Below are 23,488 nucleotides of genomic sequence, written 5' to 3' on the forward strand. Positions count from 1 at the left end.
GCATAATGTACTGGGCACGCTCGGTACCCTGTTCCCGGATCAACGCATCCAGGGACTCAACCCACTCCGCAGTCTCTTCCGGATCACGATCAGGCAGCTGGTCAGTCAACCCGCTGAGGATATGGGAGGTATCTTCTCCTGCAGCCACGGGAGCCTCTTTTCATCTTCGAATGGCCCATGTTTTCGTATTGTGAGAAAACATTTCTGTATGACGAGATTATCCGCGAGGTGAGGGTCCGGTCAATGCGGCCGCCCGCCACTTCCACCTATGGCCGCGGCTGGGGCCTTGCCAACCATTTGTGACTGTTCGCGCGGGCGGCATTGCCTTGACGGTACGTGACCCAGGTCATACGCTGGTTTTCACTATTCAATATCTCGATTCCGCAGAGTGGAATAACAGAAACGACAGGGGCCAGCAGCGCTGATTCCCAGGTCGGTCTCACCACCCCGGAAGCCCCAACGAATTGAGACCCCCTTATGAAGACCCCTCCTTCGGCGGGCGTTGACGCGGCCCAGGACCTGACAGCGCCGTCAGTTGCTCCCACCCATCCGTCCGTCAGCGTTGACGACCTGTGCGACGCAGCAAGCGCAGCATCAGGCAAGAGCATCAGCCCCACCCTCTACAACGTGGACCTTGCCCCCACCAAGCGTGAAGGCCGCAGCTGGACCAGCTACAGCATCTTCACGCTGTGGGCCAACGATGTGCACAGCCTCGGAAACTACGCCTTCGCCATCGGCCTGTTCGCCCTCGGCCTCGGTGGTTGGCAGATCCTCCTGGCACTGGGCATCGGAGCGGCGCTGCTGTTCGGACTGCTTACACTCTCGGGCTTCATGGGCGTCAAGACCGGCGTCCCCTTCCCGGTGATGAGCCGGATCAGCTTCGGCATCAGGGGAGCCCAGATCGCCAGCCTCCTCCGCGGCGCGGTCGCTGTGGCCTGGTTCGGCATCCAGACGTACCTTGCCTCCGTCGTGTTCCGCGTAATGCTCGTGGCCATGTTCCCCGCTTTGGCCGACCTGGATAAAGACTCCATCCTGGGGCTGTCCACCCTTGGCTGGGCCGCGTTCCTGGTCCTCTGGGTGGTGCAGCTGGTCATCGTGAGCTTCGGCATGGAGATGATCCGCAAGTACGAAGCCTTCGCCGGGCCCGTCATCCTGGCCACCATGGCAGCCATGGCCATCTGGATTTTCATGGAAGCGGGCGGGTCCATCGCCTGGTCATCGAACAACGCCCTGGAAGGGCTGGACATGTGGCGGACCATCTTCGCCGGCGGTGCCCTCTGGGTATCCATCTACGGCACGTTCGTGCTGAACTTCTGCGACTTCACCCGGTCCGCCGTCTCCAAGAACGCAGTGGTGCGGGGCAACTTCTGGGGCATCCCCATCAATATGCTGCTCTTCGGTGCCATCGTGGTGGTCATGGCCGGCGGCCAGTTCAAGATCAACGGCACCATCATCCAGAGCCCGTCGGACATCGTCCAGACCATCCCGAACACGCTCTTCCTGGTCCTGGCCTGCCTGGCCCTGTTGATCCTCACCATCGCAGTCAACCTGATGGCCAACTTCGTAGCCCCCGTGTACGCCCTGACCAACCTGTTCCCCACGCGGCTCAACTTCCGCCGGGCCGCCGTCGTCAGCGCCGTCATCGGCCTGGTGATCCTGCCCTGGAACCTCTACAACAACCCCCTGGTCATCCTCTACTTCCTGGGCGGCCTCGGTGCGCTGCTCGGCCCGCTGTTCGGCGTGGTCATGGCCGACTACTGGCTGATCCGCCGCGGCAAGGTCAACGTTCCGGAGCTTTACACAGCTTCACCCGACGGCGCCTACTTCTACCGCAACGGCGTCAACCCGCGGGCCATCACCGCCATGGTGCCGGCCGCCGTCGTGGCCCTATGCATCGCCTTTGTTCCGGCGCTGGCCGCCGTGGCGCCCTTCGCCTGGTTCTTCGCGGCCAGCATCGCCGCAGTGGTGTACTACTTCGCTGCCGACCGGACGCAACGGCTGGAAGACCGCGACGGCGAGTCCATCGCCGTCGCCAGCACCCACTGACCAGGGTCCACCCACCGGCGCCCACCGCCGCAGCCCCGCAAAGGAAACACCATGCGCATCCTCGTTGCCAACGTCAACACCACCGAGTCCATGACCGAATCCATCGCCGCCTCTGCCCGTGCGGTTGCCGCGCCGGGCACGGAGATCGTGGGCATCACGCCCCGCTTCGGCGCCGACTCCTGTGAGGGAAACTTCGAAAGCTACCTGGCGGCCATCGCCGTTATGGACGCGGTGACGTCCTACCCGGAGCCGTTCGATGCGGTGGTCCAGGCCGGCTACGGCGAGCACGGCCGGGAAGGGCTGCAGGAACTCCTGGACGTCCCGGTGGTGGACATAACGGAGGCCGCGGCCAGCACCGCCATGTTCCTGGGCCACAAGTACTCCGTGGTGACCACCCTGGACCGCGCCGTACCGCTCATCGAGGACCGGCTCAAGCTCGCCGGCCTGGACGCCCGTTGCGCCTCGGTCCGGGCGAGCGGCATGGCGGTACTGGAACTTGAGGAAGAGCCGGAGCGGGCCGTGGAGGCGATCGTCGGCGAGGCCATGCGGGCCGTCACCCAGGACAAAGCTGAGGTGATTGTCCTGGGCTGCGGCGGGATGGCCGGCCTGGATGAGCAGATCCGGCAGCGCGCAGGGGTTCCCGTGGTGGACGGCGTGGCCTCGGCCGTCACCATCGCGGAGTCGCTGGTGCGGATGCGGCTGTCCACCTCCAAGATCCGGACCTACGCTGCGCCCCGGCCCAAGACCGTCATAGGCTGGCCGCTGAACAGCGCCGGAACGGCAGCACAGCTGCAGAACACACGGCCGTAGGACCCGGCTGCAGGACAACCAGCTGCAGAACAACCAGCCGCAGAACAACCAGCCGTAGAACAAGGAGCACACGTGAGCATGTCCCACTCCGAAGGACGGGTGGCCGTCGTCACCGGCGCCGGCTCCGGCATCGGGCGGGAGGTGGCACGTCAGATGCTGGCCGACGGGTACCAGGTAGTCCTGGCCGGCCGGCGGGAAACTCCGCTCAAGGAAACCGCGGCGGACCATCCCGGCGCGTTCGTGGTGGCGTGTGACGTCTCCCGGCCGGACGACGTCGAACGCCTCTTCGCCGCCGCCCTGCAACGGTGGGGCCGCGTGGACGTCCTGTTCAACAACGCCGGCGTGTTCGGCCCCGCCGCGAGCGTGGACGAGATCAGCGTGGACGACTGGAACGCCACCGTGGCCGTAAACCTGACAGGGTCCATGCTGTGCGCGGCGGCCGCGGTGCGTGCCATGAAGGCCCAGGAACCGCAGGGTGGCAGGATCATCAACAACGGGTCCATCGCGGCCCACTCGCCCCGGCCGCGGACGGTCGCCTACACGGTGACCAAGCACGCCATGACGGGCCTGACCAAGAGCATCGAACTGGACGGACGCGGGTTCGGGATCACCTGCGGGCAGATCGATATCGGCAACACCACCACGGAGATCATGGACACCATCGGCGTGGGCTCCGGTGCGCTGCAGGCCGACGGAACCCGCCGGGTGGAACCGACCTTTCCGGTGGCGGACGCGGCCCGTGCGGTGCTGATGATGGCCAACATGCCGGCGTCGGCCAGCGTCGGCTCCGTGGTGGTGACGGCTGCGGGCATGCCCTTCATCGGCCGCGGCTGACCGGCCCGGGCCTCCCCGCGGCTATGCTCAGCACATGACCGCAAACAGGGGGCTTGCTCTTTTCCGATTCTGGTTCGCATTGCTGGGGTTCGTGGCGGTGCTCTTCCAGTTCCTGCACCTGGTGCAGAACGTTCCGGGAGCCAGTGCCGGAAACTACTTCAGCTACTTCACCATCGAGTCCAACATCATCGCCTTCGTGACCCTGGGCATCGCCGGCTGGTACGCCTGGCAGGGCGCCAGCCCACGGTGGCTGGAACTCCTGCGCGGTGCCGCCACGGTGTACATGACCATCACCGGCATCACCTACAGCCTCCTGTTGAGCGACATCGACGTCAACACCCCCATCCCGTGGGTCAACGTGGTCCTGCACTACACCGTGCCCACCGTGATGGTGATCGACTGGCTGGTGGACCTGCCCAGGGAACGGATCCCTGTCCGGACCTCCCTGGTATGGCTGGCGTTTCCGCTGCTGTACCTCGTCTACAGCCTGCTCCGCGGCCCGTTGGTGGGCTGGTATCCCTACCCGTTCCTGGATCCGCGGAGTTCCGGCTACGGCACTGTTGCGGTGATGTCCCTGCTGATTGCCGTCGGAGCCTTTGCCTTTGCGGCCGTGGCCGCGCTGTCCACCCGGTTGCAGAATTCGGTGCCGCATCCCGCGAGTGTTCCACTGGTACAGCAGGCGCAGCCCTAGAGCGGCAGGAGGCCCGACAGGTCTGCGCGGAGACCTGACGCGGCCACCTTGCCAGCCCCGACAGCGTCCGCCCAGACAAGCCCGCCGGTGGCCATCGCAAGCCAGGTGGCGGCGTCGCACTCTATGACGTTCGGCGGTGTGCCGCGGGTGTGCCGCGGCCCTTCCACACACTGGGTGACGCCGAAGGGCGGCACCCGGACCTCCACGGAGTTGCCCGGCGCGCGGGCGGTGACTTCCTCTAGTGTGTAGCGCACGGCAGTGGCCAGGACGTTCCGCGGGAGGGGAGCGTCCGACGGCGACCGGGCCGCTTCCAGCCACGCGTCCAGGGCCGCTTTGCCTTCCTTCACGTCGACGCGGCGGCGGGCGGTTGCCATGATTCCATCCTTAGTTCCGGTGGCGGTTCGATCAGTGCGGGGTCGGTCAACGCGGGGTCGGTCAGTCCAGGAGAGCCGAAACCGCGGGGCCCAGGCGGATCCTGCCCACGGGACGGCCGCCGCCCAGCACGGGGTCCACCACCTTTTCGAGGACGCTGGCCACACCCGGAATTTCCACGGCGCCTGCAGCGGCCAGCAGCGTCAGCGCCACCAGGGAGGTGGCACGAAGGTTCCCATCGAGGATCTTGACGGCCACCGAGACACCCTGCGGGGTGGCCATGGCCAGCACGCCCTCGGCGCCGATCTTGGCAATGACCTCCAGCTCATCCATCACCAGGGTGTTCGCCTCGCCCCGGCCCTGCACCGCCCACGGGTAATCGAGCATGGACGTGGCAATGGTGGCGGCGCGGGCGTTGGAGCTTTGGTCGCCGGGGGCCTTGGCCAGGAGGGAATACCCCCGCGCCAGGCCCTTGAGGGACAGGGCCGCCACCGGGGCGCCGCAGCCGTCGATGCCCAGGTGCGCGATCTTCTCCCCGGTGTATTCCTCGATGACGCTCCGCACCCGCTGCTGCAGCGGATGGTTCGGCTCAAGGTAGCTATGCGTGTCCCAGCCGTTTTCGGTGCAGGCCCAGAGGAACGCGGCGTGCTTGCCGGAACAGTTGAAGGCCAGCCGGGATTTGCCCTTCTCGGAGCGGACCAGCCAGTTCCGTGCGGTTTCGTCCTGCGGCCATGCTTCGGGGCACTGCAGCTGGTCCTCGCGCACTCCGGCGGCCTTCAGCATTCCCGCCACCACGTCCATGTGGTCCAGTGAGCCCGTGTGGCTGCCGCAGGCAACGGCCACCTGGGCTCCCCGCAGCGGGACGCCGGACTGCATGGAGGCCAGGGCCTGAAATGGCTTGAGGGCCGACCGCGCGTAGATGGGGGTGTTGATGTCGCCCAGCTCCGTCACCACGGATCCGTCAGCGGAAAGAAGGACAGCCGAGCCGATGTGCCGGGACTCCACGAAGCCGCTGCGCTCGATCACGGCCAGTTCGACGGCGGAGTCCACCGTAAAGGTGGCGTGGGGATTGTGCGGCATGCTGCCAGTCTAGGGGGAACCCCCGGGCGGGACCGGCCGACGCGGCGTCACTGCACCGTGACCATTACGGACTGCCAGCCCGAGGCGCCGTCAGGGACGGGGTCCGCGCGCTGCTCGGTCTGCACCTCGCCCGTGCCGTCCGTGGCGCGGACCTTGATGTAGTGGGGACCTGGCGTGGCGTCCCATTCGTAGGACCACTGCCGCCAGGTCACCAGCGATGCCTCGGTGGACAGTGTGGCCTCCACCCAGTCCGCGTTGTCGATCTGGATTTCCACTTTGGTGATGCCCCGGGTCTGGGCCCATGCGGTGCCGCCCACGGCAACCTTCCCGGCGGGGACCTTGGCGAAGGACTTGGGCACGTCAACCCGTGCCATGGTCTTGATGGGTCCGCGTTCGGACCAGCCGCGCTCGGTCCAGTACGCCTTGCTGTCCGCGAACCGGGTGACTTCCAGGTCCACCACCCACTTCGTGGCGGAGACGAACCCGTACAGGCCCGGCACCACCATCCGCACCGGGTAGCCGTGCTCCAGGGGCAGCGGCTCGCCGTTCATGCCGATGGCCAGCATGGCGTCCCGGCCGTCCTGCAGTACTTCCAGGGGCGTGGACGCACTGAAGCCGTCGATGGAGGTGGAGAGGACCATGTCAGCGCCGTCCTTGGGCTTGGCCCGCTTCAGCACCTCCCGGAGGGGCAGTCCCAGCCACTTCGCGTTGCCCGCCAGGTTTCCGCCCACCGGGTTCGAGACGCAGGTGAGGGTTACATGCGATTCGATCAGGTCGGCGTCGAGCAGGTCCTGGAACGTCAGGCGCACCTCTTCCTCCACCAGGCCATGGACCCGCAGTTCCCAGTCGTCGGCATGGATCTCGGGAACGCTCAGGGCAGTGTCGATGCGGTAGAAGTCGTTGTTGGGGGTCACCCACGGCGGCGCACCGTCCACGGGGGACTGGACGCCGGCGGGAATGGCAGGGGCAGCCGTGGCTGGCGCGGGGAGCTGGAGCGCGTCCCGTGCCTTGGCGATGTTGCTGCGTGCGGCGCCGAGCAGCCGGCCGCCCGTGGCCGCGACGCCGGCCGCAACAGCGGTGATTCCGGCCGCGGCGAAGAACCTCCGGCGGCTGCTGCCTTCGCTCCCAACCCGTGCATCGGCGTCGTCCGCCAGGTCTGCAGGCGCCTCGGGCCAGGCCTTCAGGGCCTGCACCCGGTTCACCAGGAAACGGAGCACGGCCACACCCGCGAGGGTCCCGAGGACCGCGGGGATGGCATCAACGGCCGAAACACCCGCCCGCGTCACCACGCACGCCACGATCACCGCGCCCATGAACAGGACGCCCAGGACGCCCAACGCCCACTTCCGGTACGCCACAACACCCAGGACGCAGGCCAGGACGGTAATGGTCAGGCCCATGCCGACGAACAGGGCCGCCTTGTCATTGGTGCCGAACGTGGCAATGGCGAAGTCCTTCAGCCACCCCGGGGTGAAATCGATGAACGTGGAGCCCAGGGCAAAGAGCGGTGTGGCGCGGGCGGTGAAGAAGGCGCCGAGCAGCTCAGCCACGGCCAGTACGACGGCGGCAGCCACCACACCTGCCAGCGCAGCCAGGGGAGCGGGTCCAGTGAGGCGGTTCCGTAGCGTTGTCATGGCAGGTGTTCGGAGCGGGACAGGCCTGCGGATGGCAGCGGGCGGCAAGGACACAGCTTAGGAGCGGGCAGGGTCCACAAAGTACCCTTGGAGACTGTGAAGGTACTCGTCATCGGCCCCGGAGGCCGCGAACACGCCATTGTCCGCTCCCTGCTCGCCGACCCCAACGTGTCCGAGGTCCACGCAGCGCCCGGTAACGCCGGCATCAGCAAGCTGGTCCCCACATACAAGATCAACGGCAACGATCCCGACGCCGTCGCGAAGCTGGCCACCAATCTGGCCGTCGACCTCGTGGTGGTGGGACCCGAAGCGCCGCTGGCCGCAGGCGTGTCCGATGCTGTCCGTGAGGCGGGCATTCCCGTGTTCGGCCCCAGTAAGGCCGCCGCGCAGCTGGAAGCGTCCAAGGCGTTCGCCAAGGAGATCATGGCCGAGGCAGGCGTGCCCACGGCCATGGCCCTGGTGGCCACCAACGCCGAAGAGGCCGCGTCCGCACTGGACACCTTCGGCGCCCCCTACGTGGTCAAGGACGACGGCCTCGCCGCCGGCAAGGGCGTGGTGGTCACACGCAACCGCGAGGAGGCCCTGGCCCACGCCCAGTCCTGCTTCGACGCCGGCGGGTCGGTAGTGATCGAGGAATTCCTCGACGGCCCCGAGGTATCCCTCTTCGTCCTCTGCGACGGACGCAATACCGTGGCACTCTCGCCCGCCCAGGACTTCAAGCGCATCTTCGACAATGACGAAGGCCCCAATACCGGCGGCATGGGCGCCTACACCCCGCTTGAGTGGGCCCCCGAAGGCCTCGTCCAGGAAGTCCTCGACCGGGTGGCCCAGCCGACGGTCAACGAAATGGCCCGCCGCGGCACGCCCTTTGTGGGCGTCCTGTTCGTTGGCCTGGCCCTGACCTCCCGCGGCACGCGGGTCATCGAATTCAACGTCCGCTTCGGCGACCCCGAGACCCAGGCCGTCCTGGCACGGCTCAAGACGCCGCTGGGCTCCCTGCTTCTCTCCGCCGCCAAGGGCGAACTGGAGACCGCCGAAGAGCTGCGCTGGTCCAAGGACACCGCCGTCGCCGTCGTGGTCGCGTCCGAAAACTACCCGGACACTCCGCGTACCGGAGACCGGATCCGCGGCCTGAAGAAGGCCGAGGCACTGGACGGCGTGCACGTCATCCATGCCGGAACGGCATTGGACGACGACGGCAAGGTAGTTTCCGCCGGCGGCCGCGTCCTGGCGGTGGTTGCCCTGGGCAGTGACCTGGTGGAGGCGCGCGAACGCGCCTACGACGGCGTGGAACTGGTCCAGCTGGACGGCGGACAGTTCCGCAGCGACATCGGCCGCAAGGCTGCCCGCGGCGAAATCAAGGTGCCGTACGCCGCCACGGGTGCGCTGCCCATCACGAAAGCGAAGGCCTAGCATGAGCGAAACTCCCGCATCCCGCGGCTTCAGCAGCGCCGGCACCCTGGACCTGCCGGGCTGGACCCACGTCTATTCCGGCAAGGTCCGCGACCTGTATGAGCCCGCCGACGAGTCCGTCAAGGAGCGCGTGGGCCAGGACTGTGTGCTGGTGGTGGCCAGCGACCGGATCAGCGCCTACGACCATGTGCTCTCCAGCGAGATCCCGGACAAGGGCCGCATCCTCACCCAGCTGAGCCTGTGGTGGTTCGACCAGCTGGGCGTGGAGCACCACGTCCTGGGCTCCACCGTCGAAGAAGGGGTCCCCGCCGAAGTCGAGGGCCGTGCCATGATCTGCAAGAAGCTGGACATGTTCCCGGTGGAGTGCATCGCCCGCGGCTACCTCACCGGATCCGGGCTGCTCGAATACCGGGCGTCCGGCACCGTCTGCAACATCCCGCTGCCGGACGGCCTGGTGGACGGTTCCCGGCTGGAGCATGCCATCTTCACTCCGTCGGCAAAGGCAGCTGTTGGCGAGCACGACGAAAACATCACCTACGACGCCGTGGTTGCGCTGGTGGGGGATGATATTGCGGCCCGGCTGAGCGAACTGACGCTGAAGATCTACACCACCGCGGAAAAGATTGCCCGCGAGCGTGGCATCATCCTGGCCGACACCAAGGTGGAATTCGGCTATGACGCCGTCTCCGGTTCCATCACGCTGGGTGACGAGGTCCTGACGCCGGACTCCTCACGGTTCTGGGACGCCGGCACCTACCAGCCGGGCCAGGCCCAGCCGTCCTATGACAAGCAGTATGTCCGGGACTGGCTGACGTCCGCCGAATCCGGCTGGGACCGGGCCTCGGATACGCCGCCGCCCGCACTTCCGGCTGAAGTGGTGGAGCGCACCCGCAGCCGGTACGTCGAGGCGTACGAGAAGATCACGGGCAAGACTTTCGCCTGACCGGGCCCCGGCTGCCCGCTCCGGCACGGTGCTGCTGCGCTAGCTGGCCTTCGCGGCGTTGGCGGCCCGCCGCTGGGCCAGCTTGATCTCCAGGACCGCGTCCAGTGCCTGCTGGACGCGGTCCGCCGCACCTGCTGCACTGAAGGCCTTCTGCGCTTCCTGGAGGTGGATCAGCGCCTCTTCCGACTCACCGGCGGCCTTGAGGGACTTGCCCAGCAGCAGCGAAACCTCGCCTGCCGTGTGTTTGGCCAGTGAGGCCCGCTCGGCATGGATTTCGCGGAGCTTTTCGACGGCGGCCACAATGTCCCCGGTCAGGTACAGCCACCGGGCGCGGATGAAGGCTACCTCAAGCTGATCCGACTTGTTGCCGCCCACGATGGACAGGGCCAGCTCGGCCCGCTCGATGGATGACAGGGTTTCCGGTTCCACGATCCCCGAGGAGAGCCGTACCGCGGCGGAGGCCTTGTTGAACCGTGCCCACAGTTCGATGTCGTTGGCGGGGGAGAGCAGGCGTGCCGCGCGCTCGTGGTGCTTGATGCCCTCCTGGTAGTCGTGGCGCATGAAGGCCACGTTGCCGATCACCCAGGCGACCTCACCGGCCAGCTGCGACATGGAGTGTTCGTCCACATGGTCGTTCATGTCCTGGCAGTACTTCCAGGCCTCATCCAGGCGGCCGCTTTCGGCCAGGGCGCCGATCAGGGCCCGGTGTGCGCCGATGATGAGGGTGGAACCCTTGGGCAGCTGCGCGCAGAGTTTGACGGCCTCCAGGGCGTGGTCCACCGCGGCGCCGAGCTGGCCCTGGCCCTGGCAGATGCCGGCGAGCATCTGGCGGGCGCGGACAGCGAGCCCGGCCGATTCGGTGGCCATGGGGTGTTCCAGGAGGTGCTGCATGATGCGCTGGCATTCCTGCCAGTTGCCCTGCTTGATCAGGCATTCGGCCTGCATGTAAGTCATGTTCCACCAGGCGCTGGTGTTCCTGCCGTCCAGCGCGATCTGCGCGGCCGTGGCGGCGTGGCTGGCGGCGAGCGGGTAATCCCGCAGGTCCCAGGCCTGCCGGGCGTACAGGCCGGCCAGGACGTATTCGGCGTCGCTTACCGAGATGGGCTGGCTCCAGGCTTCCAGTGCCTTGGGTGCCAGCTCCAGCCTGCGTGCCAGCTCCTCGATCACTTCGGCCGTGGGTTCCCTCCGGCCGGTTTCGAGCAGTGAGATGTAGCTGGGTGAATACAGGTCCTTGCCCAGTTCAGCCTGCGTCAACCCCCGTTCGAGACGCTCCGCGCGGAGCTTCTCCCCGAATCCGTTGCCCACGGCGTTTCCTCCTCTTCCGGACAGTCTTTCCACCAAATGCTTGACAGTCCCTGTGGAAAACATTTTACAATGTATGTCAACAAGGACAGTGCTGGCTTTGTAACGAATCCGACTCGTATTGAGGAACCTATTTATGTTGAAGAAGATCGCAACAGCGGCTGCGCTGGCCGGTGCCCTTGCTTTTTCTGCTGCGGCTCCGGCCGTACTGTCCGCCGGTTCCATTGCTGATTCCACCGGTACTTCGGTAGCCGTTGGCAACTGGCCGGACCCGATGTCCAAGAAGGTCAAGGACACCAAGAAGGACACCTCCGGTACCACGTACACCACGTACGTTGGCAACTGGCCGGACCCGATGTAACAGCTTCCTCAACCAAGGAGGCGAGGACAGCCCCGGAGCATTGCTCCGGGGCTGTTTCCTTTAACCCGGCCCTGCCCGGGCTTCGTGCGTCTTCGCCGCTAAGCAACGTGGCAGGTAAAGCAAAAGAGGGCCTCCGCAAGGAGACCCTCTTTCAGTGTGGTCGGGATGACAGGATTTGAACCTGCGACCTCTTCGTCCCGAACGAAGCGCGCTACCAAGCTGCGCTACATCCCGATCCGTTGCCCAAAAGCAACTTTACAAGAATAGCCGATGCTGGGTCCCGATGCGAAATCGTGGGCGACTTCAGACCAGTGAGTCCTTCCACGCCCCATGCAGGTCCGCAAAACGTCCGCCGCCGCCGATCAGATCCGCCGGGCTGCCGTCCTCGACGATGCGGCCGTCATGGACCACCAGCACCCGGTCCGCGGTTTCCACGGTGGACAGCCGGTGGGCGATGATCAGCGCTGTCCTGCCGGCGGAATCGCTGCCTGCCAGGAGCCGTGCCAGCCCGCTCTGCACCAGCCGCTCGGACGGGATGTCCAGGGACGAGGTGGCTTCGTCCAGGATCAGCACCGCAGGCCGGGCCAGAAACGCCCGGGCGAAACTGATGAGTTGCCGCTGGCCCGAGGAGACCCGGCCGCCGCGCTTGTTGACGTCCGTGTCGTAGCCTTCCGGCAGCTGCAGGATGAAGTTGTGGGCACCCACGGCCTTGGCGGCGTCCTCGATTTCGTCCCTCGACGCCTCGGGACGGCCCAGGGCGATGTTGTCCGCCACCGAGCCGCTGAACAGGAAGGCCTCCTGGGTGACCATGACGATGTTGCGGCGCAGGTCCGTGCTGCTGAGGTCCCGCAGGTCCACCCCGTCCAGGGTCAGGGTCCCTGACGTGACGTCGTAGAAGCGGGCGATCAGCTTGGCCAGCGTGGACTTTCCGGCGCCGGTCTGGCCCACCAGGGCCACGGTTTGCCCGGCGGGGATGTGCAGGTCCAGCCGGGGAACCACCAGCGGGCCGGAGCCGTAGCGGAACTCCACGCCGTTGAAGTCGATCCCGCCGCGGGCGTTTTCCAGGGCCACCGGATTCTTCGGCGGCCGCACGGTGGGGACCTCCTCCAGCAGGCCGGAGACTTTTTCGAGGGCCGCCTGGGCGCTTTGGAACGAGTTGTAGAACATTGCCATCTGGTCCACGGGCTGGAAGAAGCGCTTGGTGGAAAGGATCAGGGCCAGCAGGACGCCGACGGCGAGGTCCCCGGAGAGGACCCGGAATCCGCCGAACAGCAGCACCACCGCCACGCATACGTTGCCGATCAGCACCAGGCCCGGCTGGAAGATGCCGTTGAGGTTGATGGAACGGACCGTCACCTTGCGGTAGTCCTCGGCCAGCTGCCCGTAGGTCTCCGCGTTCTCGCGTTCCTTACGGAAGGCCTTGACGGCGCGGATGCCGGTCATGGTCTCCACGAAATGCACGATCAGCCGCGCGGACACCACCCGGGATTCCCGGAAGGCGATCTGCGAGTGCTTCTGGTACCAGCGGGCCAGGAAGAACATCGGCACCCCGGCTGCAAGGACCAGCAGGCCGCTGCGCCAGTCCAGGGCGAAGACGGTCACTGCGGTGAACACCATGAACAGCAGCCCGGAGGCCAGCGAGCTGACGCCCGAATCCAGGAGTTCGCGAAGGGCCTCGAGGTCTGAGGTCTGCCGGGCGATGATCCTGCCGGAGGTGTACTTCTCGTGGAACTCGAGGCTGAGCCGCTGGGTGTGCCGGAAAACGCGCACCCGCAGGTCCAGCAGCATTGCCTGGCTGAGCCGCGCAGTGGAGGTGACGTACAGGGCGGTGAGTCCCGCCGTCGCCACCGCTGCCAGCAGGTACGCGACGCCGGTGAACACCAAGGGCAGGTTGTCTCCGGCCTGCAGGGCGGGCAGTGCGCGGTCGATGCCGAAGGCGATCAGCGCCGGGCCTGCCACGCGGGCGGCCTGGGAGAGGACCACCATGGCGATGGTCAGCCAGAACCGTACCCGGACCGGGCGTATGAGCGAGCGCAGCAGGGCCAGTGAGCGGCGCCGTACTGCGCGGCTGTCGCTCTTGCTGAGGTGGGCGTTGTCTTCGTTGGCGGTACCGAACGTTGCTGTGCTCATCGGGTCACTTCCTCGGCCTGGTCCTCGAGCTCCGACAGTTCGGAGTCCAGGTCCCGCGGCTCCTGGTCCAGGCTGGCGATGACGTAGCGGTAGTGGGCGTTGCTTGCCAGCAGCTCGGTGTGTGTTCCAACGGCGGCGATCCGGCCGTCCTCCAGCAGGGCCACCCGGTCCGCCAGCGCCACGGTGGAGGGGCGGTGCGCCACGATCAGTGTGGTGGTGTCCTTCAGGACCTCCCGGAGGCGTGCCTCCACGAGTTCCTCGGTGTGCACGTCCAGCGCGGAGAGCGGGTCATCGAGCACCAGGACGCGGGGCCGGGCGGCGATGGCACGCGCCAGCGCGATCCGCTGGCGCTGGCCGCCGGAGAGGCTGAGCCCTTCCTCGCCGATGAGGGTGTCCACGCCCTCGGGCAGGGAGTGCGCGAAGTGGGCCTGGGCAACGTCCAAGGCCTCCTCCAGGACGTCGTCCGTCCGTTCCCGGGCACCCAGGAGGACGTTGTCCCGGACCGAATTGGAGAAGAGCGTGGTGTCCTCGAAGGCGACGCCCACTAGCCGCCGCAGCTCTCCGACGTCGAACTCCTTCAGGTCCACGCCGTCGATGGTGATGGAACCGTCGCTGACGTCGTACAGGCGGGGGACCAGTTGGATCAGGGCGCTCTTGCCGCTGCCGGTGATGCCCACCAGAGCCATGGTTTCCCCGGGGCGGACCTCGAGGTTGATGTTCTTCAGGATGGGTTTGTCCGGCGCGTCCTCGAACGCGAAGGAGGCGTTGTTGAAGCGCAGCGTTCCCGCCAGCGTGGCGGGTGTGCGGGGCTGGGGCGGGCTGGTGATGGTGTTCTGCGTGTCCATCACCTCGTAGTGGCGGTCGATGGCGGTCTTAGCGGTGAGCGCCATGGCCAGCAGCATTCCGGAGAACTCCACGGGAGAGGCGATGACGGCTGCCGTGGCGAAGAAGGCAACCAGCGAACCGATGCTGAGCTGGCCGCTGGCGCAGAGCATGACGCCTACCACCAGTCCGGCGCCCAGGGCGAGCTCGGGGAGCAGGGTGACCACCATGGTGAAGGTCGCCTGGTGGCGGGCCTTTTCGATCTCTGTCTGGCGGAGTTCCTCCGCCTGCTCGTTGAAGTTCTCCAGAGCCTCCCGGCTGCGCCCGAAAGCCTTCAGGACGCGGATGCCGTGAACGGACTCCTCCACGGTGGTGGCAAGGTCGCCGGCCTGGTCCTGGCTGCGCCGTGCAACTTTGCTGAACCGGGTGCGGAACCGGAAGCTGTTGATGGTGATGGGAACGGCGGCGGCCAGGAAGATCAGGGCCAGCTGCCAGCTCATGGCGAACATGGCCACGATGCCGATGATGACCGTCAGTGTGGTGACCACCAGCATGATGGCGCCGAAAGCCATCCAGCGGCGGAGGAAGTTCAGGTCCGTCATTGCGCGGGACAGCAGCTGCCCGGAACCCCACCGGTCGTGGAACGATACGGTCAGGTCCTGCAGGTGGTCGTAGAGGGACACCCGCATCCGGGTTTCGACGGTGGTGGCCGGGTTGATGACGAACTGGCGGCGCAACGCCACCAGGCCCGCTTCTGCCACACCGAGGACCAGGATGACGCCGGCCGAGATCCACACAGCATCGGATGCGCCGCCGGGCTTCAGTGATTCGTTGACCAGCACCCGCAGGACCTGCGGGATGGTGAGGGCCACGATACTTGCCATCAATGCGCAGAGGAGCCCGAGCAGCAGCCGGGGGATGATGGGCCGGACATGGGGGTAGAGACGGCTTATTGACCTGAAAAATGGAGTTTGCTTCGCCATGCCCGCTTCTAAAGCTCTAAAACGAATGTAGTTTCCCGTAGCAACTACCCTATGCCATCACGTGAGACGATTCACAGGATCCAGAGCACATCAGCCAGCTTGCTGACTTATTGCATTCCGTAATGCCCGTTGCCCTATCAGATCGGGCATCCAAAACCCAGTTTTGGGTGCCCGATCTGATGGGCAACGGTGGTCAGGAGGGAGAGGTGAGGGTCAGCAGGACGGCCTCGGGGCGGCAAGCGATCCTGACTGGAGCAAAGCGCGAGGTGCCGATGCCGCCGGAGACGTTGACCGGCGTCGTACGTCCGTTGCTCTGCCAATCGTTCAGGCCCTTGGCGCGCCAGGTGGGGAGGTCGCAATTGGAGACGAGCGCACCGTAGCCGGGGATGCACAGCTGCCCGCCATGGGTGTGGCCCGCCAACAGGAGATCCGCACCCTCGCCCGTGAAGTGGTCCAGCACCCGCTGGTAGGGCGCGTGGATGACGGCCACCCGGAGGTGGTCCTTGGCGTCCTGGTTCCGGGTCCCGCGGGGCCAGCCGGCGTAGCGCTCCCGGTTCAGGTGGGGATCATCCACGCCGGAGAAGTCGAAGCGCATGCCGTTCAGGACCAGCGACTGGTTCCGGTTGGTCAGGTCCACCCAGCCGCCCATTCCGAAGCCGGACCGCAGCCGCGGCCAGTCCAGGGCCACCGGCTTGGGCTTGGCTTTGGAGGGACCCATCAGGTAGGAAGCGGGGTTCTTGAAGGTGGGTGCGAAGTAGTCGTTCGAACCCGGGACGAAGACGCCGGGGAACTCCATCAGCGGCTTGAGGGCGGCCAGGAGCGGTTCCACGGCCTTGATGTGGCTGAGGTTGTCGCCCGTGTTCACCACCAGGTCCGGCCGGAGGGTGGCCAGCTGCTGAAGCCAGGCAGCTTTCTTGTCCTGGCCCGGAACGAAGTGGATGTCGCTGAGGTGCAGGATGCGGAACGGATCCCTGCCGGGCGGAAGGATGGGCAGCGTCTCTTCACGCAGGACGAACTGGTTCTTCTCCCACAGGCCATACCCGAAGGCGGCCAGCCCGGCCGCCGTCCCTGCTCCTGCGGTTACGGCAAAGCCGCGCCCGATAGTCCGGGCGCGGCTTACCAACGTGTCCATGGTCATGGCCGGCTAGTCTTTCCCGCTGCCGTTGCCATTCCCGTTGCCGTTGTTGCTCGGCTGGGGGGCTGGCTGGCTTGCTGCCGGGGCGGTCGGTGCCTGCGGTGCCTGCGTGGCCTGTGGAGCAGTGGTGGCCGGAGTGGTGCTCCGGGTGGTGCCGTTCACCAGGTTGCTCGGCGGTGCCGGGAACGGATCGGTACCGTAGCCCGGGGCAATCTGGGACATGTAGTTCGAGAACATCGGCCCGGCGATCATGTACCCGTCAATGCCCTGGTAGAACTTGCCGTTGACGGTGATGTTCTGGCCCGGACGGCCCTGGGCGCCCAAAGCGTCACCGAACCAGGTGGCGGTGGCAAGGCCGGTGGTGTGGCCAACAACCCAGGTGGAGCCGTTGTTGTTGGACGTACCCGTCTTGGCGCCGATGGGGAAGCTGGTCCGGGTGGAGATCCGGGGCTGGATCAGCGAACCGGAACCGCGGTTCAGGACTTCCTGAAGTGCGTAGTTCACGCCGCGGGCAACCTCTGGCTTGATGGCGTCACGGCAGTTGGTGGACTGCGCAGGCAGCTGCTTGCCGGTAGCGTCCGTGACGGACGTGATGGCAATGGCCTCGCAGTACTTTCCGTCGTTGGCGAACGTGGCGAACGCGCTGGCCATGGTCAGTGGGGACGTCTGCGTGGAACCCAGCAGGTTGCCCAGCAGGTTCATGTCGATCTTCGGGTTGGGATCCGAGCCGTCTGCCGAGGGCAGGCCGCTGTGGAGTCCTACGGCGTCAACCACTTTCTGGATGCCGCAGAAGTCCAGCTGGGCGGCCGAAGCGAACGTGACCGTGTTGATGGAGTTGTAGAGGCCTTCCAGGACGGAGAGGTTCCTGTACCACTGCGGTTCGGCGTTCTGCAGGTCGTCGGCGGTGCCGAGGCCCGCGTTCTTCTGCGCAGTGCTGTAGCCGCCGGTTACCTTGCCGCACGTGTTCCGCCACGGGAAGCTCAACGGGTACACGCGCTGGGCGGCGTTGACCACGGTGTTCATGGACTTGCCCTCATTGAGCCACTCCGCGAACGTGAACGGCTTCATGGTGGAACCGGGCTGGAAACCACCGATGCCGTTGAGGTCGTTGCCGTCCTTGTCCATCTGGTCCACGTTAAAGTTCAGCTGCGAATCGAACCCCTGGTTCGGCAGGAACGTGGTGTTCTGGGCCATCGAAATGATCTTGCCCGAGTTCGGCTGGACGGACACCAGGGCGGCGCCCCACTTGTCGGGGTTGGCACCTGCGGAAGCGTTGACCTGGTCCTGGGCAACAGCCTGGGCCTTCGGGTCAAGCGTGGTGGTGATGGTCAGGCCGCCGCCGTAGATCAGGCGCTGGCGCTCTTCACGTTCGGCACCGTAGGCCGGGTTGTTCTCCAGCAGGTGCAGGATGTAGTCACAGAAGTAGGGGGCGGACGACGCGTACGCACAACCCTGCTTGGGCTGGGTCACCTTGGGTTCCACCGGGGTGGCCACTGCGGCGTCGTGCTCTTCCTTGGTGATCTTGCCCTGGTTCAGCATCAGGCCAAGCACCAGGTCGCGGCGCTGCTTTGAGCTCTCCGGGTTGGTGATGGGATCGAAAGCTGAGGGGCTGTTCACCAGGCCGGCCAGGAGCGCGGCCTGGGGGAGCGTCAGGTCCTTGGCGGAGGTGCTGAAGAAGTACCGCGAGGCGGCTTCGATGCCGTACGCGTCGCGGTTGAAGAAGACGATGTTCAGGTAGCCCTCAAGGATCTGGTCCTTGCTGAACTCCTTCTCGAGGGCGATGGCCAGCTTCATCTCGCGGAGCTTGTCGCCCACGCCCTTGTTAACGCCGTTGAGCTTGATCTGGTCCTCGTTGCCTTCGGCGGCGAGGTTGGCGTTCAGCACGTTGTTCACGTACTGCTGGGTGATGGTGGAGGCGCCCTGCTTGTTGCCGCGGGCGGTGGCAGCCAAGGCACGCAGGATGCCGGTGGTGTCCACACCCCCATGCTCATAGAAACGGCTGTCCTCGACGGCGATGACAGCTTCCTTCATGAACGGGGAGATCTGGTCCAGGGCAACCTTGGTGCGGTTCTCCGTGTAGACGCTGGCAATCTCGCTGCCGTCCGCGGCCAGGATCCTGGTGGTCTGGTTGGGCGGATCGACCTTCAGTTCTGCCGGGAGGGTGTCGAAGAACTCGATCGAACCGCTCGCTGCGCTGCCGGAGACGGCAGCGGCCGGCACCAGGAGGCCGGCCACCAGGACACCGCAGACAGCACTCACACCAAGGAAAATGAGGATCTTTCCGAGGGTGGTGGCAGTGTCGAATAAGGGGTTCTTACGAGTTGCCATGTTTTCCACTTTACCGGCAAGGACTAGTCTTTCTCTCATGACCAAATGGGAGTACGCGACGATTCCGCTCATTATTCACGCCACGAAGCAGATCCTGGACCAGTGGGGAGAGGACGGCTGGGAGCTCGTCCAGGTAGTCACAGGACCGGACGGAAACGGACTGGTTGCCTACCTCAAGAGGGAGAAGCAGTAGCATGAGCACCCCCGCAGAAGCCCGCACCGGCGCGGAATCAGCCCCCGTTTCAGCTGTTGAGCAGCGCCTGGCCGAGCTCGGCCTGACGCTCCCCGAGGTTGCCGCCCCTGTGGCCTCCTACGTTCCCGCCGTCATCTCCGGCAACCACGTCTACACCTCCGGCCAGCTGCCGTTTATTAACGGCAAACTCGAAGCTACGGGCAAGGTGGCCGCCGGTGCCGAAGCATTCGCCGACGAGCCCACGGTTTCCCCCGAAGACGCCCAGAAGTACGCCGCAGTGTGCGCTGTGAACGCCCTTGCCGCCGTCAAGAGCGTCATCGGCGACCTTGACCGGATCACCCGGATCGTCAAGGTGGTGGGATTCGTCTCCTCGGACCCCACCTTTACCGGGCAGCCCGCCGTGATCAACGGTGCCTCGGAACTGCTGGGCCGCGTCCTCGGTGACGCCGGCCAGCACGCCCGTTCCGCCGTCGGCGTTGCCGTCCTTCCCCTCGACTCCCCGGTGGAAGTCGAACTGATCGCCGAATTCAGCTAGGACCGGTCCTTTCCTTGCCACAGCTCGCCCGCCGTCTTTTTGCACTCCCCGAGGAACTTGTTGGAGCAGCGCAAAGCTGGCTTGAACACGGCGAGCGGACACCGCGGGCCGCACGCCTGGCGTCCTCTGTAGTCCTGCTGCGGGATTCCCCCAACGGCCTGGAAACCTGGCTGGCCTACCGGCCTGGTTCCTCGCCGCTGGGGGTCCTTGCGTTTCCCGGTGGATCGCTGGACACGGCCGACGACGATCCCATGGGCTGGCTGGGTCCCTCACCCCAGCACTGGGCTGAGCAGATGGGAACGGACGACGTCGGGCTGGCGCGCCGGCACGTCGTGGGTGCCATCCGCGAACTCTTCGAAGAGACCGGGATCCTGCTGGCCGGTCCGGACATGTCCAGCACCGTTGAGGCCACCTCCACCACCGAGTGGATGCGTGCCCGCGTTGCAGTGGCCGAACAGGAAAAGACCCTCGCGCAGGTCCTGGAGAAGCGCGGCCTCCTGCTGCGGACCGACCTGCTGAAGTCCCTGGTCAACTGGCGCACCCCCGACTTTGCGCACCGCCGGTTCGATACGCGCTACTTCGCCGCCACTGTCCCCATGGGCCAGGAGCCCACGCTGCTGGACGGCAAAGGCATCTGGGGCCGGTGGGTCAACGCCGCGCAGGTCATCGAAGGGCGCAACACCACGGCCCTCGGCGATGAAGCGGGGCAGGAGAACACCACCGGGCAGACCCTGGGCAAGCTCCTGGTGCCGGGCTCCGAGATCATGCTCGAAAAGATGGCATCGGCCAACGGCTGCATCGCCTACCTCAGCTACAAGCGCAAGGCGCACGTCTACCAGCCGGCCCTCGTGGAAGAGGACGGACAGCTGATGCTCGAAGTGGAAGCCGCCAAGACCACCCCGGGCGACCCCCAGCGCGAACGCTAACGTCACGCGCGCTCTCTTGTGGTGGGCAAATCGCAAACGCGCGCTCACTTGTGGTGGGCAAATCGCAAACGCGCGTTCTCTTGTGGCGGGTAAATCGCAAACGCGCGCTCTCTTGTGGCGGCTAAATCGCAAACCCGCGCTCTCTTGTGGCGGGCAAATCGCAAACGCGCGCTCACTCTCTCAAGAGTAGTGAGCGGGCGTCGGTTGGGAAGCCGCCACAAGTGAGCGGGCGTCGGGTGGGATGCCGCCAGTAGTGAGCGGGCGTCGGGTGGGAGGCCACCACAAGTGAGCGGGCGTGTCCGGGCAACGGGGAGCAGAAAGGCCGCCCTTCCACTGTGGAAGGGCGGCCTTTTCCGTTTCGCTGAGGTGCGCAGCGCTTAGCGTGAGCGCTGGCGGAGGCGCTGCATGTCCAGGATGACGACGGCGCGGGCTTCCAGGCGGAGCCAGCCCCGCTGGACGAATTCGGCCAGGGCCTTGTTGACGGTTTCGCGCGAGGCGCCCACCAGTTGCGCCAGCTCTTCCTGCGTGAGTTCGTGGGCCACCAGGACGCCGTCGGTTGCCGGGCGGCCGAAGCGGTCTGCGAGGTCCAGGAGGGCCTTGGCCACACGGCCGGGGACGTCCGAGAAGACGAGGTCCGACAGGGAGTCGTTGGTGCGGCGGAGGCGGCGGGCCAGGGCCTGCAGCAGCTGCGCGGAAACCTCGGGGCGGGTGCGCAGGAGGTTGTTCAGGCTCTCGTTCTTGAGCCCGGCCAGCCGGGTCTCGGAAACGGCGGTGGCCGTGGCGGTGCGCGGGCTGGGGTCGAACAGTGCCATCTCGCCGAAGAGCTCGCCCGGGCCGAGGATAGCCAGGAGGGACTCGCGGCCGTCGGGGGAGGTGCGGCCGAGCTTCACCTTGCCGGAGACGATGAAGTAGAGCTGGTCACCCTGGTCGCCTTCGCGGAACACGGACGCGCCGCGGGAAAGGTCCACCTCGGTGAGCTCGTCCGTCAGCAGACGGAATGCGTCGTCGTCGAGCGTGGCGAAAAGGGGTGCTCGGCGCAGTACCTCGATGTCCATGAAATCTCCTGAGTAAAAGTATCGTCTGTGGCGCTTTTGCCATTGTTTCAGAATTTTCAAGCTTCTGTGACGAACTTGGCAGCCGAAACGCCTATAAGACGGCCTGCGACGGGGCTTGCCTGTCCCGGCCGGGAGGCCCTCTGTGACGGGGATGACGTCACAGAGGATTGTCAGGGACCCCCATTAGAATGAGGTTTCAACTGTTTATAAGGAGCCTTCGTGGTCGGCTTGACTGTCCTGGACCTGATCCTGATCCTGGCGTTGCTGTCCTACCTGGTCTACGGGCTGCGGAACGGCTTCCTCGTCACTGTTGGCGGCCTCGTCGGTTTTGCAGCCGGCGCCGTCGCCGCCTTCTTCGCCGTCCCGCTGGTCAGCGGCTTCGTTGCGGACTCCGGATGGAGGCTGACCGCCATCGTGGCTGCCGCCGTCGTACTGGTGGTGCTGGGCCACGGCCTGGGCACCATGGTGGGCCGGCAGGTCCGGGGCGCCGTGCGGATCCGGCCGCTCCGCGCCGTGGACCGGCTGGTGGGTGGGGCCGTGAACGTGGTTGTTGCGGCGCTGGTGATGTCCATGCTGGCTTTCAGCGTCAGCTCCCTGGGTGTGCCGATGGTGTCGCAGCAGCTGGCCGAATCCAAGGTCATCCGTTTCATCGACGGACTGACTCCCATCCCCGTCAAAGCCACCATGGCGCAGCTGCGCTCCACGGTGATCGGCAACGGCATCCCCACCCTGATCGAGGGCCTGGGGCAGGGTCCGGCTGTTCCCGTTCCCAACGCCAGCACGGATACGCCCGCACTCAACCGTGCCGCCGCATCGGTGCTGCGCATCGCCGGAACTGCGTACGAGTGCGGCCAGAACCAGACCGGCACCGGCTTTGTGGTGTCCGAGGACCGCGTAGTCACCAACGCGCATGTAGTGGCGGGCGTGTCGCAGCCCGTGGTGGAGATGCCCGACGGCGATGCCATCCCCGGGCGCGTGGTCTACTTCGACAGCAGGCACGACCTCGCGGTGCTGGCCGTCGACGGGTTGCCTGCGCAGCCGCTGTCCCTGTCGGCAGACCTTCCCGGTGGCAGCCCCGCCGCGTTCTCCGGCTATCCCCACGGCGGACCGTTCCAGTCCAAGCCGGCCACCGTCCAGGACATCGCCACCGTCCTGGTGCCCGATATCTACGGCAACAACCCGGCCCCCGAAGACATTTACCGGCTGGCCGGTGACGTTCAGCCGGGCAACTCCGGCGGCCCGCTGCTCACCACTGACGGCCAAGTGGCCGGAGTCATTTTCGCTAAGGCCACAACGGACTCGGACGTGGGTTTCGCCATCACCATGGATGAGCTGAACCCCGTGGCCGCGCAGGCATCCTCCCTGAGCGCGCCGGTGTCCTCCGGCCAGTGCATCCAGAAGTAGGGGCTCCCGAGCAGCTAGAGGGTCTCGGCCAGGTAATCGATGGCCAGCCGGTACCCGGTAACGCCGGCGCCCACAATGACGGCCGCGCACACGGGCGACAGGTAGGAGTGGTGCCTGAACTCCTCGCGCTGGTGCACGTTGGTGATGTGGACCTCGATGGCGGGTAGCTGCACGGCGGCGAGGGCGTCACGCAGTGCCACGGAGGTGTGGGTGAAGGCGCCGGCATTGATGACGATGCCTGCCGCTGTTTCGCGCGCGGCGTGGATGACGTCAAGCAGGACGCCTTCGTGGTTGGACTGGACGCATTCCACCGCGAACCCGTGCGCCTCCGCTGCTGAGCGTGCCAGCTGCTCCACATCGGCGAGCGTCGAGGTGCCGTACTTTTCGGGCTCCCGGGTGCCGAGCAGGTTCAGGTTGGGGCCGTTGATTACCAGGATAGTGCCGCGGCCGGTGTCCGGGGTGGAGGCTTCAGTCATGCCTGCCAATCTATC

The 23,488-nt window shown here is 66.2% G+C and carries 21 protein-coding genes and 1 tRNA gene; 11 read left to right on the plus strand and 11 right to left on the minus strand.

The window, feature by feature from the left end; all coding sequences use genetic code 11:
• The first annotated feature begins 477 nt into the window (after nt 1–477).
• The 4 genes from AC1DBN_RS05645 (at nt 478) to AC1DBN_RS05660 (ending at nt 4,381) form a co-directional block, all read left to right on the plus strand.
• The gene (locus tag AC1DBN_RS05645) at nt 478–2,046 is read left to right on the plus strand and encodes an NCS1 family nucleobase:cation symporter-1 (RefSeq protein WP_091723014.1); all 1,569 of its coding nucleotides are present in this window, start codon (nt 478–480) and stop codon (nt 2,044–2,046) included.
• Between the two features lie 51 nt (nt 2,047–2,097).
• Nucleotides 2,098–2,856 carry an aspartate/glutamate racemase family protein gene (locus AC1DBN_RS05650; RefSeq protein ID WP_091723012.1) on the plus strand — a complete coding sequence of 253 codons (759 nt, stop codon included), beginning with the start codon at nt 2,098–2,100 and terminating at the stop codon, nt 2,854–2,856.
• Nucleotides 2,857–2,934: 78 nt separating this feature from the next.
• Nucleotides 2,935–3,690, plus strand: coding sequence for an SDR family oxidoreductase (locus AC1DBN_RS05655; RefSeq protein WP_477722919.1), 756 nt, complete (start codon nt 2,935–2,937; stop codon nt 3,688–3,690).
• A gap of 34 nt (nt 3,691–3,724) precedes the next feature.
• Nucleotides 3,725–4,381, plus strand: coding sequence for a Pr6Pr family membrane protein (locus tag AC1DBN_RS05660; protein ID WP_477722733.1), 657 nt, complete (start codon nt 3,725–3,727; stop codon nt 4,379–4,381).
• Here the strand turns inward: AC1DBN_RS05660 and AC1DBN_RS05665 are convergent.
• The 3 genes from AC1DBN_RS05665 to AC1DBN_RS05675 all read right to left on the minus strand — a co-directional run bounded on the left by AC1DBN_RS05665 (nt 4,378) and on the right by AC1DBN_RS05675 (nt 7,467).
• On the minus strand, nt 4,378–4,755 hold the full coding sequence (locus tag AC1DBN_RS05665; RefSeq protein WP_477722734.1) for a sterol carrier family protein: 378 nt from the start codon (nt 4,753–4,755) through the stop codon (nt 4,378–4,380). The genes AC1DBN_RS05660 and AC1DBN_RS05665 overlap by 4 nt on opposite strands.
• Nucleotides 4,756–4,816: 61 nt before the next feature.
• Entirely contained in the window at nt 4,817–5,833 is a 1,017-nt protein-coding gene (locus AC1DBN_RS05670; protein ID WP_091723001.1) for an asparaginase, read from the minus strand.
• A 47-nt stretch (nt 5,834–5,880) separates the two neighbouring features.
• On the minus strand, nt 5,881–7,467 hold the full coding sequence (locus AC1DBN_RS05675) for a molybdopterin-dependent oxidoreductase (RefSeq protein WP_477722735.1): 1,587 nt from the start codon (nt 7,465–7,467) through the stop codon (nt 5,881–5,883).
• 96 nt (nt 7,468–7,563) lie between these two features.
• Between AC1DBN_RS05675 and purD the strand changes: the two genes are divergently transcribed.
• Entirely contained in the window at nt 7,564–8,880 is a 1,317-nt protein-coding gene (purD, locus tag AC1DBN_RS05680) for a phosphoribosylamine--glycine ligase (protein WP_477722920.1), read from the plus strand.
• A gap of 1 nt (nt 8,881) precedes the next feature.
• Complete coding sequence (locus AC1DBN_RS05685; RefSeq protein ID WP_091722994.1) at nt 8,882–9,823, plus strand: phosphoribosylaminoimidazolesuccinocarboxamide synthase; 942 nt, start codon at nt 8,882–8,884, stop codon at nt 9,821–9,823.
• Between the two features lie 39 nt (nt 9,824–9,862).
• Here AC1DBN_RS05685 and AC1DBN_RS05690 read toward each other — a convergent pair whose 3' ends face one another.
• Nucleotides 9,863–11,128, minus strand: coding sequence for a helix-turn-helix domain-containing protein (locus AC1DBN_RS05690; RefSeq protein ID WP_091722992.1), 1,266 nt, complete (start codon nt 11,126–11,128; stop codon nt 9,863–9,865).
• Nucleotides 11,129–11,261: 133 nt separating this feature from the next.
• Here AC1DBN_RS05690 and AC1DBN_RS05695 point away from each other — a divergent pair, with 133 nt between their 5' ends.
• On the plus strand, nt 11,262–11,486 hold the full coding sequence (locus AC1DBN_RS05695; protein WP_056078631.1) for a hypothetical protein: 225 nt from the start codon (nt 11,262–11,264) through the stop codon (nt 11,484–11,486).
• 157 nt (nt 11,487–11,643) lie between these two features.
• Here AC1DBN_RS05695 and AC1DBN_RS05700 read toward each other — a convergent pair.
• From AC1DBN_RS05700 to AC1DBN_RS05720, 5 genes are all read right to left on the minus strand, one after another.
• Nucleotides 11,644–11,720, minus strand: a tRNA-Pro gene (locus AC1DBN_RS05700).
• A 69-nt stretch (nt 11,721–11,789) separates the two neighbouring features.
• Entirely contained in the window at nt 11,790–13,616 is a 1,827-nt protein-coding gene (locus AC1DBN_RS05705) for an ABC transporter ATP-binding protein (RefSeq protein ID WP_091722989.1), read from the minus strand.
• A complete protein-coding gene (locus tag AC1DBN_RS05710) occupies nt 13,613–15,421 on the minus strand; it encodes an ABC transporter ATP-binding protein (RefSeq protein ID WP_091722987.1) in 1,809 nt (602 codons plus the stop codon). The genes AC1DBN_RS05705 and AC1DBN_RS05710 overlap by 4 nt, the downstream gene beginning before the upstream one ends.
• Before the next feature lie 193 nt (nt 15,422–15,614).
• Complete coding sequence (locus tag AC1DBN_RS05715; RefSeq protein WP_477722736.1) at nt 15,615–16,559, minus strand: metallophosphoesterase; 945 nt, start codon at nt 16,557–16,559, stop codon at nt 15,615–15,617.
• A gap of 6 nt (nt 16,560–16,565) precedes the next feature.
• Entirely contained in the window at nt 16,566–18,884 is a 2,319-nt protein-coding gene (locus tag AC1DBN_RS05720; protein WP_477722737.1) for a transglycosylase domain-containing protein, read from the minus strand.
• Between the two features lie 37 nt (nt 18,885–18,921).
• On the opposite strand from AC1DBN_RS05720, the gene AC1DBN_RS05725 reads away from it, so the two are divergent.
• From AC1DBN_RS05725 to AC1DBN_RS05735, 3 genes are read left to right on the plus strand one after another with little or no spacing between them, the layout of a single operon-like run.
• The gene (locus AC1DBN_RS05725) at nt 18,922–19,077 is read left to right on the plus strand and encodes a DUF4177 domain-containing protein (RefSeq protein ID WP_011693223.1); all 156 of its coding nucleotides are present in this window, start codon (nt 18,922–18,924) and stop codon (nt 19,075–19,077) included.
• A gap of 1 nt (nt 19,078) precedes the next feature.
• Complete coding sequence (locus AC1DBN_RS05730; RefSeq protein WP_015938334.1) at nt 19,079–19,612, plus strand: RidA family protein; 534 nt, start codon at nt 19,079–19,081, stop codon at nt 19,610–19,612.
• Nucleotides 19,613–19,626: 14 nt separating this feature from the next.
• Nucleotides 19,627–20,538 (plus strand): NUDIX hydrolase, encoded by a 912-nt coding sequence (locus AC1DBN_RS05735; protein ID WP_477722738.1) that lies wholly within the window; start codon nt 19,627–19,629, stop codon nt 20,536–20,538.
• A 377-nt stretch (nt 20,539–20,915) separates the two neighbouring features.
• Here the strand turns inward: AC1DBN_RS05735 and AC1DBN_RS05740 are convergent, their stop codons facing one another.
• Nucleotides 20,916–21,593, minus strand: coding sequence for a Crp/Fnr family transcriptional regulator (locus AC1DBN_RS05740; protein ID WP_009359192.1), 678 nt, complete (start codon nt 21,591–21,593; stop codon nt 20,916–20,918).
• A 219-nt stretch (nt 21,594–21,812) separates the two neighbouring features.
• On the opposite strand from AC1DBN_RS05740, the gene AC1DBN_RS05745 reads away from it, so the two are divergent.
• The gene (locus AC1DBN_RS05745) at nt 21,813–22,997 is read left to right on the plus strand and encodes a MarP family serine protease (protein ID WP_091722976.1); all 1,185 of its coding nucleotides are present in this window, start codon (nt 21,813–21,815) and stop codon (nt 22,995–22,997) included.
• A gap of 14 nt (nt 22,998–23,011) precedes the next feature.
• On the opposite strand, the gene aroQ is transcribed toward AC1DBN_RS05745, so the two are convergent.
• Nucleotides 23,012–23,473 (minus strand): type II 3-dehydroquinate dehydratase, encoded by a 462-nt coding sequence (aroQ, locus tag AC1DBN_RS05750; protein ID WP_477722739.1) that lies wholly within the window; start codon nt 23,471–23,473, stop codon nt 23,012–23,014.
• Nucleotides 23,474–23,488 lie beyond the last annotated feature (15 nt).

Source organism: Pseudarthrobacter sp. 10T415 (genome assembly GCF_056394175.1).

What these genes read in the sequence shown, in the direction of transcription:
- AC1DBN_RS05705 (WP_091722989.1), bottom strand. Translation starts at nt 13,616, where the DNA reads ATGAGCACAGCAACGTTCGGTACCGCCAACGAAGACAACGCCCACCTC.
- AC1DBN_RS05720 (WP_477722737.1), bottom strand. Translation starts at nt 18,884, where the DNA reads ATGGCAACTCGTAAGAACCCCTTATTCGACACTGCCACCACCCTCGGA.
- AC1DBN_RS05650 (WP_091723012.1), top strand. Translation starts at nt 2,098, where the DNA reads ATGCGCATCCTCGTTGCCAACGTCAACACCACCGAGTCCATGACCGAA.
- AC1DBN_RS05725 (WP_011693223.1), top strand. Translation starts at nt 18,922, where the DNA reads ATGACCAAATGGGAGTACGCGACGATTCCGCTCATTATTCACGCCACG.
- AC1DBN_RS05710 (WP_091722987.1), bottom strand. Translation starts at nt 15,421, where the DNA reads ATGGCGAAGCAAACTCCATTTTTCAGGTCAATAAGCCGTCTCTACCCC.
- AC1DBN_RS05660 (WP_477722733.1), top strand. Translation starts at nt 3,725, where the DNA reads ATGACCGCAAACAGGGGGCTTGCTCTTTTCCGATTCTGGTTCGCATTG.
- AC1DBN_RS05695 (WP_056078631.1), top strand. Translation starts at nt 11,262, where the DNA reads ATGTTGAAGAAGATCGCAACAGCGGCTGCGCTGGCCGGTGCCCTTGCT.
- AC1DBN_RS05685 (WP_091722994.1), top strand. Translation starts at nt 8,882, where the DNA reads ATGAGCGAAACTCCCGCATCCCGCGGCTTCAGCAGCGCCGGCACCCTG.
- AC1DBN_RS05715 (WP_477722736.1), bottom strand. Translation starts at nt 16,559, where the DNA reads ATGACCATGGACACGTTGGTAAGCCGCGCCCGGACTATCGGGCGCGGC.
- AC1DBN_RS05665 (WP_477722734.1), bottom strand. Translation starts at nt 4,755, where the DNA reads ATGGCAACCGCCCGCCGCCGCGTCGACGTGAAGGAAGGCAAAGCGGCC.
- aroQ (WP_477722739.1), bottom strand. Translation starts at nt 23,473, where the DNA reads ATGACTGAAGCCTCCACCCCGGACACCGGCCGCGGCACTATCCTGGTA.
- AC1DBN_RS05645 (WP_091723014.1), top strand. Translation starts at nt 478, where the DNA reads ATGAAGACCCCTCCTTCGGCGGGCGTTGACGCGGCCCAGGACCTGACA.
- AC1DBN_RS05670 (WP_091723001.1), bottom strand. Translation starts at nt 5,833, where the DNA reads ATGCCGCACAATCCCCACGCCACCTTTACGGTGGACTCCGCCGTCGAA.
- AC1DBN_RS05730 (WP_015938334.1), top strand. Translation starts at nt 19,079, where the DNA reads ATGAGCACCCCCGCAGAAGCCCGCACCGGCGCGGAATCAGCCCCCGTT.
- AC1DBN_RS05740 (WP_009359192.1), bottom strand. Translation starts at nt 21,593, where the DNA reads ATGGACATCGAGGTACTGCGCCGAGCACCCCTTTTCGCCACGCTCGAC.
- AC1DBN_RS05655 (WP_477722919.1), top strand. Translation starts at nt 2,935, where the DNA reads ATGTCCCACTCCGAAGGACGGGTGGCCGTCGTCACCGGCGCCGGCTCC.
- AC1DBN_RS05675 (WP_477722735.1), bottom strand. Translation starts at nt 7,467, where the DNA reads ATGACAACGCTACGGAACCGCCTCACTGGACCCGCTCCCCTGGCTGCG.